At 41.5% G+C, this 14,522-nt stretch carries 15 protein-coding genes and 1 pseudogene; 8 read left to right on the top strand and 8 right to left on the bottom strand.

All coding sequences use genetic code 11. The features are described 5' to 3' along the window. Positions 1-29: 29 nt before the first annotated feature. A complete protein-coding gene (locus tag NWP22_RS12455; RefSeq protein WP_280801958.1) occupies positions 30-335 on the bottom strand; it encodes a hypothetical protein in 306 nt (101 codons plus the stop codon). 569 nt (positions 336-904) lie between these two features. Here NWP22_RS12455 and NWP22_RS12450 point away from each other — a divergent pair. The 6 genes from NWP22_RS12450 (at position 905) to arsJ (ending at position 6,983) form a co-directional block, all read left to right on the top strand. Further along, on the top strand, positions 905-1,426 hold the full coding sequence (locus NWP22_RS12450) for a Ycf51 family protein (RefSeq protein ID WP_271730571.1): 522 nt from the start codon (positions 905-907) through the stop codon (positions 1,424-1,426). Positions 1,427-1,761: 335 nt separating this feature from the next. Next, positions 1,762-2,952, top strand: a complete 1,191-nt coding sequence (locus NWP22_RS12445) for an iron-containing alcohol dehydrogenase family protein (protein WP_271730572.1) — start codon at positions 1,762-1,764, stop codon at positions 2,950-2,952. Beyond that, positions 2,949-4,160: an aspartate aminotransferase gene (locus NWP22_RS12440; protein ID WP_271730573.1), complete on the top strand. Its 1,212-nt coding sequence runs from the start codon at positions 2,949-2,951 to the stop codon at positions 4,158-4,160. Before NWP22_RS12445 ends, NWP22_RS12440 begins: the two co-directional genes overlap by 4 nt. A gap of 12 nt (positions 4,161-4,172) precedes the next feature. Continuing rightward, complete coding sequence (locus NWP22_RS12435) at positions 4,173-4,502, top strand: ArsR/SmtB family transcription factor (RefSeq protein WP_271730574.1); 330 nt, start codon at positions 4,173-4,175, stop codon at positions 4,500-4,502. 104 nt (positions 4,503-4,606) lie between these two features. Next, on the top strand, positions 4,607-5,617 hold the full coding sequence (locus NWP22_RS12430) for an ArsJ-associated glyceraldehyde-3-phosphate dehydrogenase (RefSeq protein ID WP_271730575.1): 1,011 nt from the start codon (positions 4,607-4,609) through the stop codon (positions 5,615-5,617). A gap of 103 nt (positions 5,618-5,720) precedes the next feature. Next, positions 5,721-6,983, top strand: coding sequence for an organoarsenical effux MFS transporter ArsJ (gene arsJ / locus NWP22_RS12425; RefSeq protein ID WP_280801957.1), 1,263 nt, complete (start codon positions 5,721-5,723; stop codon positions 6,981-6,983). Here arsJ and NWP22_RS12420 read toward each other — a convergent pair. Further along, positions 6,952-7,329 carry an ArsR/SmtB family transcription factor gene (locus tag NWP22_RS12420; RefSeq protein ID WP_280801956.1) on the bottom strand — a complete coding sequence of 126 codons (378 nt, stop codon included), beginning with the start codon at positions 7,327-7,329 and terminating at the stop codon, positions 6,952-6,954. The genes arsJ and NWP22_RS12420 overlap by 32 nt on opposite strands. Before the next feature lie 89 nt (positions 7,330-7,418). Here NWP22_RS12420 and NWP22_RS12415 point away from each other — a divergent pair, with 89 nt between their 5' ends. Together NWP22_RS12415 and arsB are read left to right on the top strand one after the other, a co-directional pair. Then, positions 7,419-7,835 carry an ArsI/CadI family heavy metal resistance metalloenzyme gene (locus NWP22_RS12415; RefSeq protein WP_271730578.1) on the top strand — a complete coding sequence of 139 codons (417 nt, stop codon included), beginning with the start codon at positions 7,419-7,421 and terminating at the stop codon, positions 7,833-7,835. Positions 7,836-7,876: 41 nt separating this feature from the next. Continuing rightward, entirely contained in the window at positions 7,877-9,034 is a 1,158-nt protein-coding gene (gene arsB, locus NWP22_RS12410) for an ACR3 family arsenite efflux transporter (protein WP_271730579.1), read from the top strand. Positions 9,035-9,055: 21 nt separating this feature from the next. Here the strand turns inward: arsB and urtE are convergent, their stop codons facing one another. The 6 genes and pseudogenes from urtE to NWP22_RS12380 all read right to left on the bottom strand — a co-directional run. Further along, complete coding sequence (urtE, locus tag NWP22_RS12405; RefSeq protein ID WP_271730580.1) at positions 9,056-9,754, bottom strand: urea ABC transporter ATP-binding subunit UrtE; 699 nt, start codon at positions 9,752-9,754, stop codon at positions 9,056-9,058. Between the two features lie 72 nt (positions 9,755-9,826). Then, the gene (gene urtD / locus NWP22_RS12400; protein ID WP_271730581.1) at positions 9,827-10,573 is read right to left on the bottom strand and encodes an urea ABC transporter ATP-binding protein UrtD; all 747 of its coding nucleotides are present in this window, start codon (positions 10,571-10,573) and stop codon (positions 9,827-9,829) included. Then, positions 10,548-11,669, bottom strand: a complete 1,122-nt coding sequence (urtC, locus tag NWP22_RS12395) for an urea ABC transporter permease subunit UrtC (protein ID WP_280791174.1) — start codon at positions 11,667-11,669, stop codon at positions 10,548-10,550. The genes urtD and urtC overlap by 26 nt, the downstream gene beginning before the upstream one ends. A 19-nt stretch (positions 11,670-11,688) precedes the next feature. Further along, positions 11,689-12,843, bottom strand: a complete 1,155-nt coding sequence (locus NWP22_RS12390) for an ABC transporter permease subunit (protein ID WP_271730583.1) — start codon at positions 12,841-12,843, stop codon at positions 11,689-11,691. Between the two features lie 56 nt (positions 12,844-12,899). Next, a complete protein-coding gene (gene urtA, locus NWP22_RS12385; RefSeq protein ID WP_280801955.1) occupies positions 12,900-14,186 on the bottom strand; it encodes an urea ABC transporter substrate-binding protein in 1,287 nt (428 codons plus the stop codon). A 211-nt stretch (positions 14,187-14,397) separates the two neighbouring features. After that, positions 14,398-14,522, bottom strand: a pseudogene (locus NWP22_RS12380) (photosystem II q(b) protein); the annotation flags it as partial.

Raw genomic sequence — 14,522 nt, 5'->3', positions numbered from 1 at the left:
AAATCAAGCATAATTTGCTGTCTAATTATTTAATACAGCAACTCAAACGCCCAAGTATTCCTATGTGCTTGGTTTAATTGAAATTGTCCCGTGGCGCGGCTCCCTCCGCTCCCTATTTGTGCCAGTTGCGTAAGTCCTGGTAGTATCCTGCCGATTATAATAATCTGAGCGTTTTCATGATTGGATTGGTAAACATATTTTTTCTGTAAGCGTTGTACATACTCTTCTGCTCTATCGAAATTAATTTCATCAATTTTTTTATCAATTAAGCTAGATAGGTCTTTGGTATTTACTTTTTCGATATGGGTGTTATCCGAATTAGATGGCTTGCTCATAATTAGTTTATGCTCTGATTATGGTAGAATGAAAAATACGATATTTAAGTATGTAAATGAATCAATAAATCACTAAAATTTGTATAAAAAATTTAATTTAACTCCTTGTTTCACATTCATGAGATAATATGAATTCATAAGTAAAAATTATCCAAAAAGTTGAACTAAATAACTTAAATTAAACGAAATGGCAACACTTAGTTTTCTTTTACAAATTTAGTGGTAAAAGGTGAAAATTTTTGGTAACTCAATTTCTTCTTCCTTAAATTTACTGATTCTTTTCTTCTTATTTGGCTACTGTAAAAAAATGTATTATGATAAGGGTCAGCTAGCAATAGTAAAAATGCTTATTATTTTATGGGTAAATATGTAACCAATCATACATTTTTTGCCCAAGTTCCAGTAAAATCAACAGTAATTATCATAGCTATTCAATTTCCACAAACCATTACTAAGGGAAAATGCATAGTAGACATGATATGGTGCTAAGTCATAATTACTGAGTGCAACTAATGGGTAAAATGGATGTGTCCGTCATCAAGTAAAATAGACCTAAGTAGCTGATCTGTATGCTGACAACTTCTGACTTTCTTCAGTACGGCCAATGGTCGGGTATTGCCACCATAGCATTCGCCGCCCTGACATTGCTGGCTTTTATTGTCAAGTGGGGTATCCGCTTTCGACTGGTGGGTACAACCGGCTTTATGTTGGTGCTGACTGCGGGTTTATTTTCTCTGTCTTTGGTGCCTTTGAGTCGCACTGTGATTCCAGGGGCGGTAAAATATACTTTAGTTTATGATAATGCTTCTACAGAAACGGTGATTGCTACATCACCTCAAATTTCAGCCGAACAATTAGAAGCAACTTTGTTGCAAGCGGCTAGTAATCTGTATTCCTATGGTCGTCTGGGGACAAGGGGAGATAATCAACTGACTATTCGCGCTCGTACTGTGATTCATCCTGAACCAGGGGTTTCTGTACCTCTTTACTTAGGTCAAATTAAGCGGACATTAGCTAGTCGCGAAGATGGGAATATGGAGCTACAAATTTACTGGGAAAAATTCGCTCAATTACCCGATGCTGCTTCTTAGTGCTGAATTAGTTCCAAGTTTTTATAGGGTCACGGGGTAGAAAATGGTTGATTTTGGTGAAGTTTCATCTTTACTCGGCGCTCTCCCCGTTGATTTTTTGTTCTCCCGGGTAAAATTCTTTGTCAACAAAATAACATATTTTTTTTGTATTATACTATACAGTATTGATGCTTTTTAGATTAGGATATATAATTGTTAATTCTGGGTCTTCAAAAATTTGGTAGTTCAGAGTTGGAGCCGCATGGGCGTGATTAGAGCCAATGGAAACGAAAATTTCTGGACATAAGTCTAAAATTTGATTAAGAATTATCAACGTTTTGGCACACTAGATTTATATGCCCAGTCAATCTTTTACAAAAAACTTGTCTACTCAAACTTCTAACTCATTATTGACATTGACAGTTGCTCCCGGAAAGGTAATGCGTGGTTGTGGGGTTTTACAATCAACACCAGCAGAAATTTCCCGCCTGGGAACTCGTCCCTTATTAGTGGCGGGTAATTCTACTGTGACTATGGCTCAAAAGAGTCTACAACCAATTTTAGCCCAGGAAAATTTAGTCACAGCCGTAAAGAGTTATGGTGTAGATTGCTGTGAAGCTAGTTTACAAGCTTTAAGGACAGCAGCCCAGGAACACCAAGCTGATGTGATTATTGGTTTTGGGGGCGGTAAAGCTTTGGATGCAGCTAAGTTAGTCGCCTATCAGTTGCGGTTACCAGTAGTGACAATTCCTACATCTGCGGCTACCTGCGCGGCTTGGACTGCTCTTTCTAATGTCTATTCGGAAACCGGGGCTTTCCTCTATGATGTGGCTCTGTCTGGCTGTCCTGATTTATTAATACTTGACTATGATTTAATTCAAACAGCACCACAACATACATTAGTGGCAGGAATTGGGGATGCGATCGCTAAATGGTATGAAGCATCAGTCAGCAGTGGCAATTCTCAACAAACTTTAATTATTGCCGCAGTGCAACAAGCGCGAGTTTTACGAGATATACTATTGCAAAAGTCAGCTACCGCCCTCAAAGAACCAGGTGGTGAGGTTTGGCAAGAAGTGGTAGATGCTACAGTTTTACTGGCTGGGGTAATTGGGGGGCTAGGAGGGGCGCAGTGTCGCACGGTGGCGGCTCATGCGGTACATAATGGGTTAACTCACATCCCTGGACACGGTAGTATACATGGTGAAAAAGTTGCCTACGGTATTTTGGTGCAACTGCGTTTAGAAGAAATGTTGCAAAGTAATCAACTAGCAGCATCGGCACGGCAACAGTTGTTAAAGTTCTATGCAGACATTGGACTGCCGCGAAATTTGGATGATTTAGGTTTAGGCAAAATTACATTAAAAGAATTACAAACAGCTGGGGAAATTGCCTTAGCGCCCCAGTCTGACATCCATCGACTACCGTTTAAAGTTGTGACAGAAGAGTTGATGGCTGCAATGGTTTCTACCACCGCACCAACGGATAGTAGAGAGGTGATTAATCGTGTCTCCACCAGGGGAATGAATGAAGAGGTTTTACAATGAGCTTGAATTGGATTACCCCCGCAGAACGCATACAACAGCTACCGCCTTACGTATTTGCTCGTTTAGACGAATTGAAGGCTAAAGCGCGCGAACAAGGACTTGATTTAATTGATTTGGGTATGGGAAACCCAGATGGTGCCACACCACAGCCAGTGGTGGAAGCAGCAATGGCGGCGTTACAAAATCCCGCCAACCACGGTTATCCGCCTTTTGAAGGTACTGCTAGTTTCCGCAGTGCTATCACTAATTGGTACAATCGCCGCTATAATGTGGTTCTAGATCCGGATAGTGAGGCTTTACCTTTACTGGGCTCTAAGGAAGGATTAGCCCATCTAGCGATCGCTTATATTAATCCTGGTGATTTAATTCTGGTTCCTTCTCCCGCCTATCCCGCCCATTTTCGCGGTCCACTAATTGCTGGGGGGAAAATTCATAGTTTAATTCTCAAACCAGAGAATAACTGGTTAATTGATTTAGCTGCTATTCCCGATACAGTTGCACAACAAGCGAAAATCCTCTATTTTAACTATCCTAGTAATCCCACCGCAGCCACCGCTCCCCGGGAATTTTTTGAGGACATCGTGGCTTTTGCGCGGAAATATGAAATTCTGCTGGTGCATGACTTATGCTACGCCGAGTTAGCTTTTGATGGTTATCAACCCACTAGTTTGTTAGAAATTCCTGGGGCGAAGGAAATTGGGGTTGAGTTTCACACTTTATCTAAAACCTACAATATGGCTGGTTGGCGGGTGGGTTTTGTGGTGGGGAACCGTCATGTAATTCAAGGTTTGCGCACCCTGAAGACTAACTTGGATTATGGTATTTTCGCCGCTTTGCAAACCGCAGCCCAAACAGCTTTGGAACTACCAGATGTGTACTTACATCAAGTACAACAACGCTACCGCACCCGCCGAGATTTTCTCATCAGCGGTTTAGGAAAATTGGGCTGGGATATCCCCAAAACCAAAGCTACTATGTATCTATGGGTAAAGTGTCCCGTGGGTATGGGTTCTACGGATTTTGCCTTGGATGTCTTGCAACAAACTGGCGTTGTTGTTACTCCTGGTAATGCCTTTGGGACCGCAGGTGAAGGCTATGTTAGGATCAGCTTGATTGCAGAGTGCGATCGCTTGGGTGAAGCTTTGCACAGATTTAAACAAGCTGGTATCCGTTATCAACCCGAAACCGTAGTCTCTGGTTCACAATAGAGAAAATCACTGATGTCTACCCCCTGTGCTACCAATTCTCATTTAATTGTTGCCGGTTTTCATGCTCTTTCTGACCCCATCAGGATTAATGCGGTAGAATTGCTACGAAAGCGGGAACAGTGTGTATGCGACTTGTGTGATACCTTGGGGGTAAGTCAGTCAAAACTATCTTTTCACCTGAAAACCCTCAAAGAAGCAGGCTTAGTCAACGCCCGTCAAGAAGGACGCTGGATTTATTACAGTTTGAATTTGAGCCAATTCGCTGTTTTAGAAGCATATTTAGGAGAATATAGCCGGTTAGGAGAAATATCTCCTGCTCAGTCTTGCGATAATTTTTCCTGATATATCAAGTTTTATTGATGAATTTTTGTATACAGTAACCTCTGAGTCATTGACATATCAATTTTTTTTGAAATGATATAAAAGTAAAGCTTTCTTAATTAAATATGAGAGTGCGTGTAGGAATCAACGGATTTGGTAGAATTGGCAGGTTGGCTCTACGGGCTGGATGGGGTTGGCCAGAATTAGATTTTGTGCATATCAACGAAATTAAAGGCGGTGCGGTAACAGCGGCACACTTATTAAAGTTTGATTCTGTCCATGGACGTTGGCCACTAGAAGTAGAAGCGGGTTTTGACAGTGTTTTAATTAACAACCAAACTATCAGCTTCAGTGATTATGCTGAACCAGGCGCAGTTCCCTGGGATGACTTGGGTGTTGATTTGGTTTTGGAATGCTCCGGTAAGTTTCGCACTCCTCAAACCCTCGACCCTTATTTTAAAAGGGGAGTACAAAAAGTAATTGTCGCTGCTCCGGTAAAGGAAGAAGCCTTAAATATAGTCATGGGGGTAAATGATTATCTCTATGACCCCCAAAAGCATCACCTGCTCACTGCTGCTTCTTGTACTACTAACTGTTTAGCTCCAGTAGTCAAGGTAATTCATGAAGGTTTAGGTATTAAACATGGAGTAATTACTACCATCCATGATAATACTAATACTCAAACCATAGTTGATGCTCCCCATAAAGATTTACGCCGGGCGCGGGCTACGAGTTTATCTCTAATTCCGACTACAACCGGTTCAGCAACAGCCATTGGGTTAATTTATCCCGAACTGAACGGTAAGCTCAACGGTGTGGCGGTGCGAGTCCCATTACTGAATGCTTCTTTAACAGATTGTGTGTTTGAAGTTGCAAGACCTACCACGGTAGATGAAATTAATAGCTTATTGAAAGCAGCTTCGGAACAAGAACCCCTCAAAGGTATTTTAGGCTACGAAGAGCGTCCTTTAGTATCCATTGATTACAAAGATGATCCTCGTTCTTCTATTATTGATGCTCTTTCTACAATGGTGGTGGATGAAACTCAAGTCAAAATCCTGGCTTGGTATGACAATGAATGGGGTTACGCCAATCGGATGGTTGAACTGGCGCGTAAGGTTGCATTGAGTTATTAGTCATTGGGAAATATAGGATTTTGCAGGTAAGTAGCTACTAGTAGTTTACCTGAGTCAAAGGAAATCTGCTGTAACAATCTTTCTCCCTACTCCGCAATTGTGTATGACATCTTCTACAGCTTCTGGCGCTAATCTCAAGAATTATATTCTTGTTACCCTAGCCTATTGGGGTTTTACTATCACTGATGGTGCTTTGCGAATGCTGGTACTACTCTATTTTGATAGTATTGGCTATACTCCCTTACAAATCGCCTTTTTATTTCTATTCTATGAAATCTTTGGGGTTATTACCAACTTTCTGGGGGGTTGGATTGGTTCCCAATTGGGTTTAAAGGTAACTCTTTATACGGGTATTGGCTTACAGGTTTTTTCTTTATTCATGCTATCATGGCTGAATCCCAATTGGGCGCAGTGGATGGCGGTGGGTTATGTGATGGTAGCCCAGGCCTTTTCCGGGATTGCCAAAGATTTAACTAAAATGAGTTCTAAGAGTGCTATTCGCTTGGTGGTACCCCAGGAGGCTCAGTCATCTTTATTTAAGTGGGTGGCGGTATTAACAGGTTCCAAGAATGCACTTAAAGGGGTAGGCTTTTTTGTTGGTAGTGTGCTGTTGTCTTCTTTTGGCTTTACCTCTTCCCTATTAATTATGGCTGGGGGACTGTTCTTAATTATGTTCACCGGGTTGATGTTGCCTAGGGGTATGGGTAAAATCAAGGCCAAAGTTAAGTTTAGCCAACTGTTTTCTAAGAGCAAAGAAATTAATATTCTCTCAGCTGCGAGATTTTTTCTGTTTGGTTCCCGCGATGTATGGTTTGTTGTGGGGTTACCGGTGTTTTTACGGGGAAATTTAGGCTGGTCGTTCTATCAAGTGGGTGGATTCTTGGCTTGTTGGGTGATTGGTTATGGTGTGATTCAGTTTTTAGCGCCCACCCTTATCCAGCGCTTTGGTTCTGGTCAACCACCGAAATCTCAGACTATCCAGTTTTGGACATTTACCCTCACAGCAGTTCCCGCGGCGATCGCCTTGGCTTTACAATTGGGCGTACCTGGTAACATCGCAATTATTGGGGGACTGCTTGTATTTGGTGTAGTTTTTGCTTTTAACTCAGCAGTCCACTCCTACCTAGTGTTAGCGTTCACCGATGACGATAAAGTCGCCCTCAACGTTGGCTTCTACTATATGGCTAACTCCGGGGGTCGATTAGCTGGTACAGTGTTATCAGGGTTGGTATTCCAATATTTTAACTTAGTAGGTTGTCTGTGGACATCCATGTTATTAGTCTTAGCAGCCGGACTGGTGACGATGAAGTTACCTGACCCACAACCGACTCAAGCTATAGCTTGGAAATCCGAAGGTGGAGATTAGGTTCATCAACGCTGGGTAGTGCTAAGACTTTTTGCAACAATTCAATACGTTCAGGCACAAATTGATAGTAAATCCATGTGCCGCGTCGTTCTTTGTTGAGTAAACCAGCTTCATATAAAACCTTGAGATGATGACTCACAGTTGGTTGTGATAGTCCCAAAGGTTCTATTAACTCACAAACACAGGCCTCGGCTTGTGGTCGGTTAGCAATGAAACTGAGAAGTTGTAGTCTCGCTGGTTCTCCCAATACTCGGAAAATAGCTGCTATCTCTGCTACTTCATCAGCCTTAAGGAAGCTGGATAGCACTGGTTTACAACAGTTTTTCAGGTCTATAGGCGAGTTCATATTCATATATTGACACTTATCGATATGCTATGGCAAAATATTGATAAACATCTATATAGATGTTTATCAATTCTGTAACGAGATAAATTATGGCAGTATTGAAAACTCATGTGGCTTTGAACGTGACTAATCTGGTCAAGTCAGTAGAATTTTATCAGGCAATGTTTGGTGTGGAACCCGTCAAATATAAAGCTGACTACGCTAAATTTGATATTTCCCATCCGGCTTTAAACCTAACTCTCAACCTAGCCAATCATATCCAGTCTGGTGGTGCCTTGTCTCATTTAGGGGTACAAGTTGAAAGTACACAAGCAGTGCATTCTGCCATCCAAAGGTTTACAGAGGCAGGACTGGCATTGTTTACTGAAGAAGATATAGACTGTTGTTATGCTGTACAAGATAAAGTTTGGGTAACAGACCCAGATGGCAACCGTTGGGAAATTTTTGTAGTCAAAGTTGCTGATACAACACCAAGTGAGAACTGGAAACACTCCTGTTGTGGTTAAATAACCTCCTCTTCCATAATTCCTCATTTTAGGTGATATCAATGAATACCAACACAAACACAACCCCGCTAAAAGCCGGGAGTAACCTGAGTGTTTTTGAGAAATACTTGACTGTTTGGGTATTTTTGTGCATCTTAGCCGGAATTGCACTAGGGAGGTTATTTCCTGGGGTGGCGATCGCACTGGATGCAATGAGTATTTATCAAGTTTCCCTACCCATTGCAGTGTGTCTATTCTTCATGATGTACCCCATCATGGTAAAAATTGACTTTACCCAAGCTGTGAATGCAGTCCGCGCCCCTAAACCTGTAATTCTCACCTTAATAGTCAACTGGTTAATTAAACCATTCACAATGGTGGTATTTGCGCAGTTTTTCTTGGGTTGGTTATTTCGTCCATTAATTACAGGTACAGAATTACTGCGTGGGAGGGAAGCAGAAATAGTTAATTCCTACATCGCCGGGACAATTTTATTAGGAATCGCTCCCTGTACCGCCATGGTGTTGATGTGGGGATATCTATCATACGGTAACCAGGGACATACCTTAGTCATGGTGGCAGTAAATTCACTATTAATGCTATTTTTGTATGCACCCTTGGGCAGGTGGTTACTAGCAGCCAATGATTTAATAGTACCTTGGCAAACCATAGTTTTATCAGTAATCATTTATGTTGGTTTACCTTTAGTGGTAGGAATGTACAGCCGTTATTGGATTTTTAAACACAAAGGTAGACAGTGGTTTGAAAGGCGGTTTTTAAAGTATCTCACTCCGGTTGCTATTACTGCTTTGTTAATTACTTTGGTTTTGCTATTTGCCTTTAAGGGTGAAGTGATTGTTGAGAATCCCTTGCACATTTTGTTAATTGCTGTACCCCTATTTATTCAAACTAATTTCATTTTCTTGATTAGTTATGTGGCGGCATTAAAACTGAATATATCTTATGAAGATGCGGCACCAGCTGCATTAATTGGAGCTAGTAATCACTTTGAAGTTGCTATTGCTACAGCTGTGATGTTGTTTGGCTTAAATTCCGGTGCTGCATTGGCCACTGTGGTAGGTGTGTTAATCGAAGTCCCAGTGATGTTGATGTTGGTTAAAGTTTGTCAGCGCACAGCGGTTTGGTTCCCCAGGGAGCCAGAAAAAGCTACATTACCAGATCCACGCTGTATTAGTAGTGAGGATTTGACTTTACGGTAAAATACCCAATCAAAATTAAACTTAAACAGCCAAAAACTTTTGAATCACATCCTGACTCAGTTCTGTGGTGGAACCAGAGGCCACAATCCCACCTTTTTGCATGGCGTAATAGTAATCAGCTTGACGGACAAAGTGTAAGTGTTGTTCTACTAATAACACAGAAATCCCTTTGGTTTCTACGATGCGACGTACTGCAGCTTCAATTTCCAGGATGATTGAGGGTTGTATACCTTCGGTGGGTTCATCTAAAACGAGTAACTGTGGTTCTCCCATTAAAGCACGGGCGATCGCTAACTGTTGTTGTTGTCCACCGCTCAAGTCACCACCCATGCGGGATAACATAGTTTTTAACACCGGAAATAAGCTAAAAACTTCTTCGGAAATTTCGGCTTTTTTACGGTTTTTTGGTCTAGCTTCTAACCCTAGAAGCAAATTTTCTTTGACTGTCAACCGGGGGATAATCTCTCGTCCTTGAGGAACATAACCAATTCCCAGTTTTGCCCTTTGGTCTGGAGATTTGGAGTTGATTAATTCTGCATTTAAGTTAATTGTGCCACTGCGGGGTGAGAGTAAACCCATAATTGTTTTAAGTAGAGTGGTTTTACCTACACCATTACGTCCAATTAAGCAGATCATTTGTCCTGCTGGTACGCTTAAATCTACGTTGCGTAAAATATGGCTTTCACCGTAGTAAACGTTAAGTTGAGAAATTTTTAGCATCAGTTTTTTGATTCTCAATGGCGGTTATGATTTATCTAAGCTCCAGACCCTAGGGGTTAAAAAACAGCAGTTTTATTCTGGCTGTTCTCCTAGATATACTTCGATTACACGGGGGTCATTTTGGACTTGTGCAAAACTCCCCTGACATAGTACGGAACCTTCATGTAATACTGTTACGGTTTTGGCAATTTGGCGGACAAATTCCATATCGTGTTCAATGACTAGAATTGAATGGCTTTGGGCGAGTGTTAATAGTAGTTGTCCGATGTTGTAGGTTTCTTCGTCTGTTAACCCTGCAACTGGTTCATCAACTAGTAATAAGTCGGGGGACTGTGCTACTAACATCCCAATTTCTAAACGTTGCTTTTCTCCGTGGGAGAGTAACCCGGCGGGAATGTCTGCTTTAGGGGTTAAACCAACTGTTTCTAATAAGCCTTTAATACTATTATTTTCCGTGGTATGAGAGGGATGAAATAGGGTGGAAAATACATTTTTGTGGCGGTTAATAGTAATTTCTAGGTTGTCACGGGGGGTTAAGTTGAGGTAAATTCGCGGTGTTTGGAATTTCCGCCCAATTCCTAAGCGGGCGATTTCATGTTCAGGTAAAGAACGCAGATTTTTACCTTTGAATAAAACTCTCCCAATGGTTGGTTGTACTTTCCCGGTAATTACATCCAGAAAGGTGGTTTTTCCCGCACCGTTGGGACCAATTACTACCCGCAACTCTCCCGCATCCATGCTAAAGTTGAGTTGATTGATAGCTTTAAAACCGTCAAAACTGACGGTGACGTTTTCAGTTTCCAAGATTTTCGCGTTCATGTTGCACTTCTGGGTCTGCTTCTAAAGTGGGATATGTGGGGATGGGACGAGGGCGGTGGAAAAAAGGAATCTGTTGCTTTTTTAACCATCCCATGAGACCGTCAGGTAAGACTGTGACGACTATTAAAAATAGTGCGCCTTGAAAAAATAGCCAAATTTCGGCAAATTGTTCACTTAAAAAAGTGCGCGCATAATTGACTAATAAAGTACCGACTATCGCCCCGGTTAAGGTAGCGCGTCCCCCCACCGCCACCCAAATCACCATTTCAATAGAAAAAGCAATATCCATGGTTCGGGGTGATACTGACCCGCTTTGAAGTGTATAAAATGCTCCTGCTATCCCGGCGATCGCACCGGAGACCGCAAACACTAAAACTTTAAATTCTGTGGGGTTATAGCCAGAAAATCGCACCCGACTTTCATCATCTCGAATAGCGATTAATAATCGCCCAAAGCGTCCACTTGTCAACCAGCGACAAATCCCATAGGTGAAGGCCAGAACAATTACCGTCAGGGTATAGAAAATGAATTGGGTTTGGGAGTCACTGACATTCACCCCAAACAAGGTTCTAAAACCTGTGAGTCCGTTAGTACCGTTAAACAGTTTTTGTTGACCATTAAAGAAGTTGAAAAATATAATTACTGCGGCTTGGGTTAATATGGAAAAATAAACCCCCTTGAGGCGATTCCGAAATACTAAGTATCCTAATAATCCCGCTAGTAGGCTGGGAATCAACACCACCGCCACTGTGGCCAGGGGAAAAGAGTAGAAAGGATACCAAAACCAAGGAAGTTCTTTCACGCCATACAACCCCATAAAATCAGGTAATTCATCGGGGGGAACTTGGAGTTTGAGGTACATAGCGATCGCATATCCCCCCAAACCAAAGAAAATCCCATGTCCCAAACTCAGCAACCCGGTATAACCCCAGATTAAATCCAGACCCAAAGCCACAATGGCCAGGGACAAAAACCGCCCCAGTAGATTCAACCGAAACCCCGAAAGCATTGCTGGTATAATTAAAATCAGGATCAGTGCGATCGCCACCACCACCCCAATCTCAATTAAAATTAACCGTCCGCCCTTCTGACTCATGCTCTGCGTCCTTTCTGGTTTAAACATCAACAGTACGACCTTTTTGAGGAAAAATTCCCCCAGGCTTCCACTGTAAAAACGTGATAATCAGTGCAAACACTAACACCTTGGCCATACTTGTAGTCGCAAAGAAATTCAACACATCAGCTAAAGGTTGAATAGGAGATAACACCAAAGCTAGAGTCCCAGAACCAATTAAAAAATTAGCCGTACCAATTCCCAAAGCCGCCACAATAGTTCCTGCTAAATTCCCCACACCACCGACCACTACCACCATAAAGGTATCAATAATATAATTTTGTCCGGTGTTTGGTCCTACAGAACCCAGTAAACTAATAGCACAACCAGCCACACCAGCCAAACCCGACCCCAAAGCGAAAGTGATAGCATCAACTTTTTGAGTAGGGATACCCAAGCAAGCACTCATACTGCGATTTTGGGTGACAGCACGAATCCTTAATCCCCAGTTAGAACGCTGTAAAAATAGATAAATTCCTCCTACACAAATTATTGTCAAAGCCATAATAAACAAGCGAGCAAATGGTAATTGGAGACCACCTAAAGACATTCCCCCTTGTAACCAACCAGGAGCCGTCACATCTACATTTTGAGCGCCAAACCAAGGTTGAGTAAATACCTGTTGCTCACTCAATAAATTTCCCATTGTTATTGTTATACCCAGAGATAGTAACAACAACAATCCTACAAACCAGTTACGCACTTTCCCCCCATTACTCCGAGCATTTAAAATCCGTAAACCTCCAAAAAACAACACACAAAATAGGAATATGCCAATTACTAATAACCAATTCACACTGCGAACAAACTGTTGAAAAATTAAACTCACCCCCCAAGTTGCTAGGAGAGTTTCTAAAGGTCGTCCATACAGATAACGAATCACGCCCCGTTCTAACACTAACCCCACAACAGCAGTGAATAGAAAAGCAATAATCAAAGCCAAAAATATATAAAAATCAAACCACACTCCGCCCAACTGTTTGCAGCCATTTTGTACTACAAAAGTGGTATAAGCCCCAAACATCATCAATTCACCATGGGCCATATTAATCACGCCCATCAAACCAAATATAATGGCTAGTCCCAAAGCAGCAATTAATAATACTGCCCCAATACTAATACCATTAAATAAAGCTTCTAAGACACCTATTAACACCTATTTATCCTCAAAAAATATCAATAGTCAATGGTCATTGACTATTGACTATTAACTTAAACTTGCTTGTACTTACCACCTTTAGCCGGGTCTGACCAATCACAGCCAAATCCTTGAGTTTCTTGGACAAATTGATTCCAGGGAATTGGTTCTACTGGTGCAGGGGTAGCATAGACAATATCAAATAAACCATCTTGTCTCACTTCACCAATGCGGACAATTTTAGACAAGTGATGATTGGCGTTCATAGTCACTTTACCTTCTGGTGCATCTAAAGTTTGACCATAGGCCGCAGCGCGAACCTTATCTAAGTCAGTTGTCCCAGCTTTTTCTACCGCTTGTTTCCATAAATAAACGGCGACGTATGCTGCTTCCATGGGATCGTTAATTACCCGGTCTGCACCATACTCTTTTTTAAAAGCTTCTACAAACTTTTTATTTGCAGGTGTGTCTACTGTTTGAAAGTAATTCCAAGCTGCATAGTGACCTTGGAGATATTCAACACCAATGGCTTTAACTTCCTCTTCTGCAATACTTACAGACATAGAGGGATATTTATCTGCTGTTAATCCAGCCCCTTTTAATTGTTTGAAAAATGCCACATTGCTGTCACCATTGAGGGTGTTATAAATTACGCCACCATTGGGTAAAGCTTGCCTAATTTTAGAGATGATGGGTGTAACTTCTACGTTACCTAGTGGTAAATAATCTTCACCAACAGTTTTTCCACCTAAAGCCTCCAATTGAGCCTTAATGATGGTGTTTGCAGTCCGGGGAAAAACGTAGTCAGAACCAACTAAAAAGAATTCTTTGCCTTTATTTTTTAACATCCAGTCAACAGATGGTTCAATTTGTTGATTGGGAGCCGCACCAGTATAGAAAATGTTTTTAGAACATTCTTGACCTTCATACTGTACCGGGTACCAGAGCATATGGTCTTTACTCTCAAACACCGGTTTAACATTCTTGCGACTAGCAGAGGTCCAACAACCAAAAATGACAACAGTTTGATCTTGATCAATTAGTTTGGTAGCCTTTTCTCTAAAGGTATCCCAGTTAGAAGCGCCATCTTCAGTAATCGCCTCAATTTGTTTACCTAAGACACCACCAGCAGCATTAATTTCTTTAATTGCTAATCTTTCAGCATCAACAACGCTTCTTTCACTAATCGCCATTGTCCCGCTGAGGGAGTGTAAAATACCTACTTTGATGGTGTCACCGCTATCAGTAGCAGTGGGTGATTCATTGGGTGATTCATTCCCGCAAGCCTTGAGCAAAAGGCTAGTACCGATAGTTGCAGAACTATAAAGTAAAAACTTCCTTCGGTTAAATTGTTTACCCATATTTTGTTGATTTTGTTACACTGCTTATCTACAGTATTTGATGTTAGTTTGATAGTTTACTATTAAAAAGTTAGCTAATATACAAAGTTTTATAAATTTAGATTGCAGGTGATTTAGGAAATTCAGCCCAAAATCAAAAGCGCCCTTCCGTTGGGAAGAGCGCTTTGATCAATCAGAGAGAGTGTTATTTAAATCTCTTAACCTGAATCTCTTAGCCGTTGATTGCAGGAGCAGCCAAAGCAACAGGAGCAACTTCACCAGCAGCCAAGTCTAAGGGGAAGTTGTGAGCGTTACGCTCGTGCATTACTTCCATACCCAGGTTAGCGCGGTTGATGA

The sequence above is a fragment of the Anabaenopsis tanganyikae CS-531 genome (genome assembly GCF_029891675.1).
In the GTDB taxonomy this organism is placed as follows: Bacteria; Cyanobacteriota; Cyanobacteriia; order Cyanobacteriales; family Nostocaceae; genus Anabaenopsis; species Anabaenopsis arnoldii.
Note: the sequence above shows the minus strand (reverse complement) of the source record. Positions and strands in the feature narration are given on the sequence as shown.

Bases quoted from the DNA above. Each gene is read 5' to 3' on its own strand.
- NWP22_RS12455 (WP_280801958.1), bottom strand. From the start codon at position 335: ATGAGCAAGCCATCTAATTCGGATAACACCCATATCGAAAAAGTAAAT.
- NWP22_RS12450 (WP_271730571.1), top strand. From the start codon at position 905: ATGCTGACAACTTCTGACTTTCTTCAGTACGGCCAATGGTCGGGTATT.
- NWP22_RS12445 (WP_271730572.1), top strand. From the start codon at position 1,762: ATGCCCAGTCAATCTTTTACAAAAAACTTGTCTACTCAAACTTCTAAC.
- NWP22_RS12440 (WP_271730573.1), top strand. From the start codon at position 2,949: ATGAGCTTGAATTGGATTACCCCCGCAGAACGCATACAACAGCTACCG.
- NWP22_RS12435 (WP_271730574.1), top strand. From the start codon at position 4,173: ATGTCTACCCCCTGTGCTACCAATTCTCATTTAATTGTTGCCGGTTTT.
- NWP22_RS12430 (WP_271730575.1), top strand. From the start codon at position 4,607: ATGAGAGTGCGTGTAGGAATCAACGGATTTGGTAGAATTGGCAGGTTG.
- arsJ (WP_280801957.1), top strand. From the start codon at position 5,721: ATGACATCTTCTACAGCTTCTGGCGCTAATCTCAAGAATTATATTCTT.
- NWP22_RS12420 (WP_280801956.1), bottom strand. From the start codon at position 7,329: ATGAACTCGCCTATAGACCTGAAAAACTGTTGTAAACCAGTGCTATCC.
- NWP22_RS12415 (WP_271730578.1), top strand. From the start codon at position 7,419: ATGGCAGTATTGAAAACTCATGTGGCTTTGAACGTGACTAATCTGGTC.
- arsB (WP_271730579.1), top strand. From the start codon at position 7,877: ATGAATACCAACACAAACACAACCCCGCTAAAAGCCGGGAGTAACCTG.
- urtE (WP_271730580.1), bottom strand. From the start codon at position 9,754: ATGCTAAAAATTTCTCAACTTAACGTTTACTACGGTGAAAGCCATATT.
- urtD (WP_271730581.1), bottom strand. From the start codon at position 10,573: ATGAACGCGAAAATCTTGGAAACTGAAAACGTCACCGTCAGTTTTGAC.
- urtC (WP_280791174.1), bottom strand. From the start codon at position 11,669: ATGAGTCAGAAGGGCGGACGGTTAATTTTAATTGAGATTGGGGTGGTG.
- urtA (WP_280801955.1), bottom strand. From the start codon at position 14,186: ATGGGTAAACAATTTAACCGAAGGAAGTTTTTACTTTATAGTTCTGCA.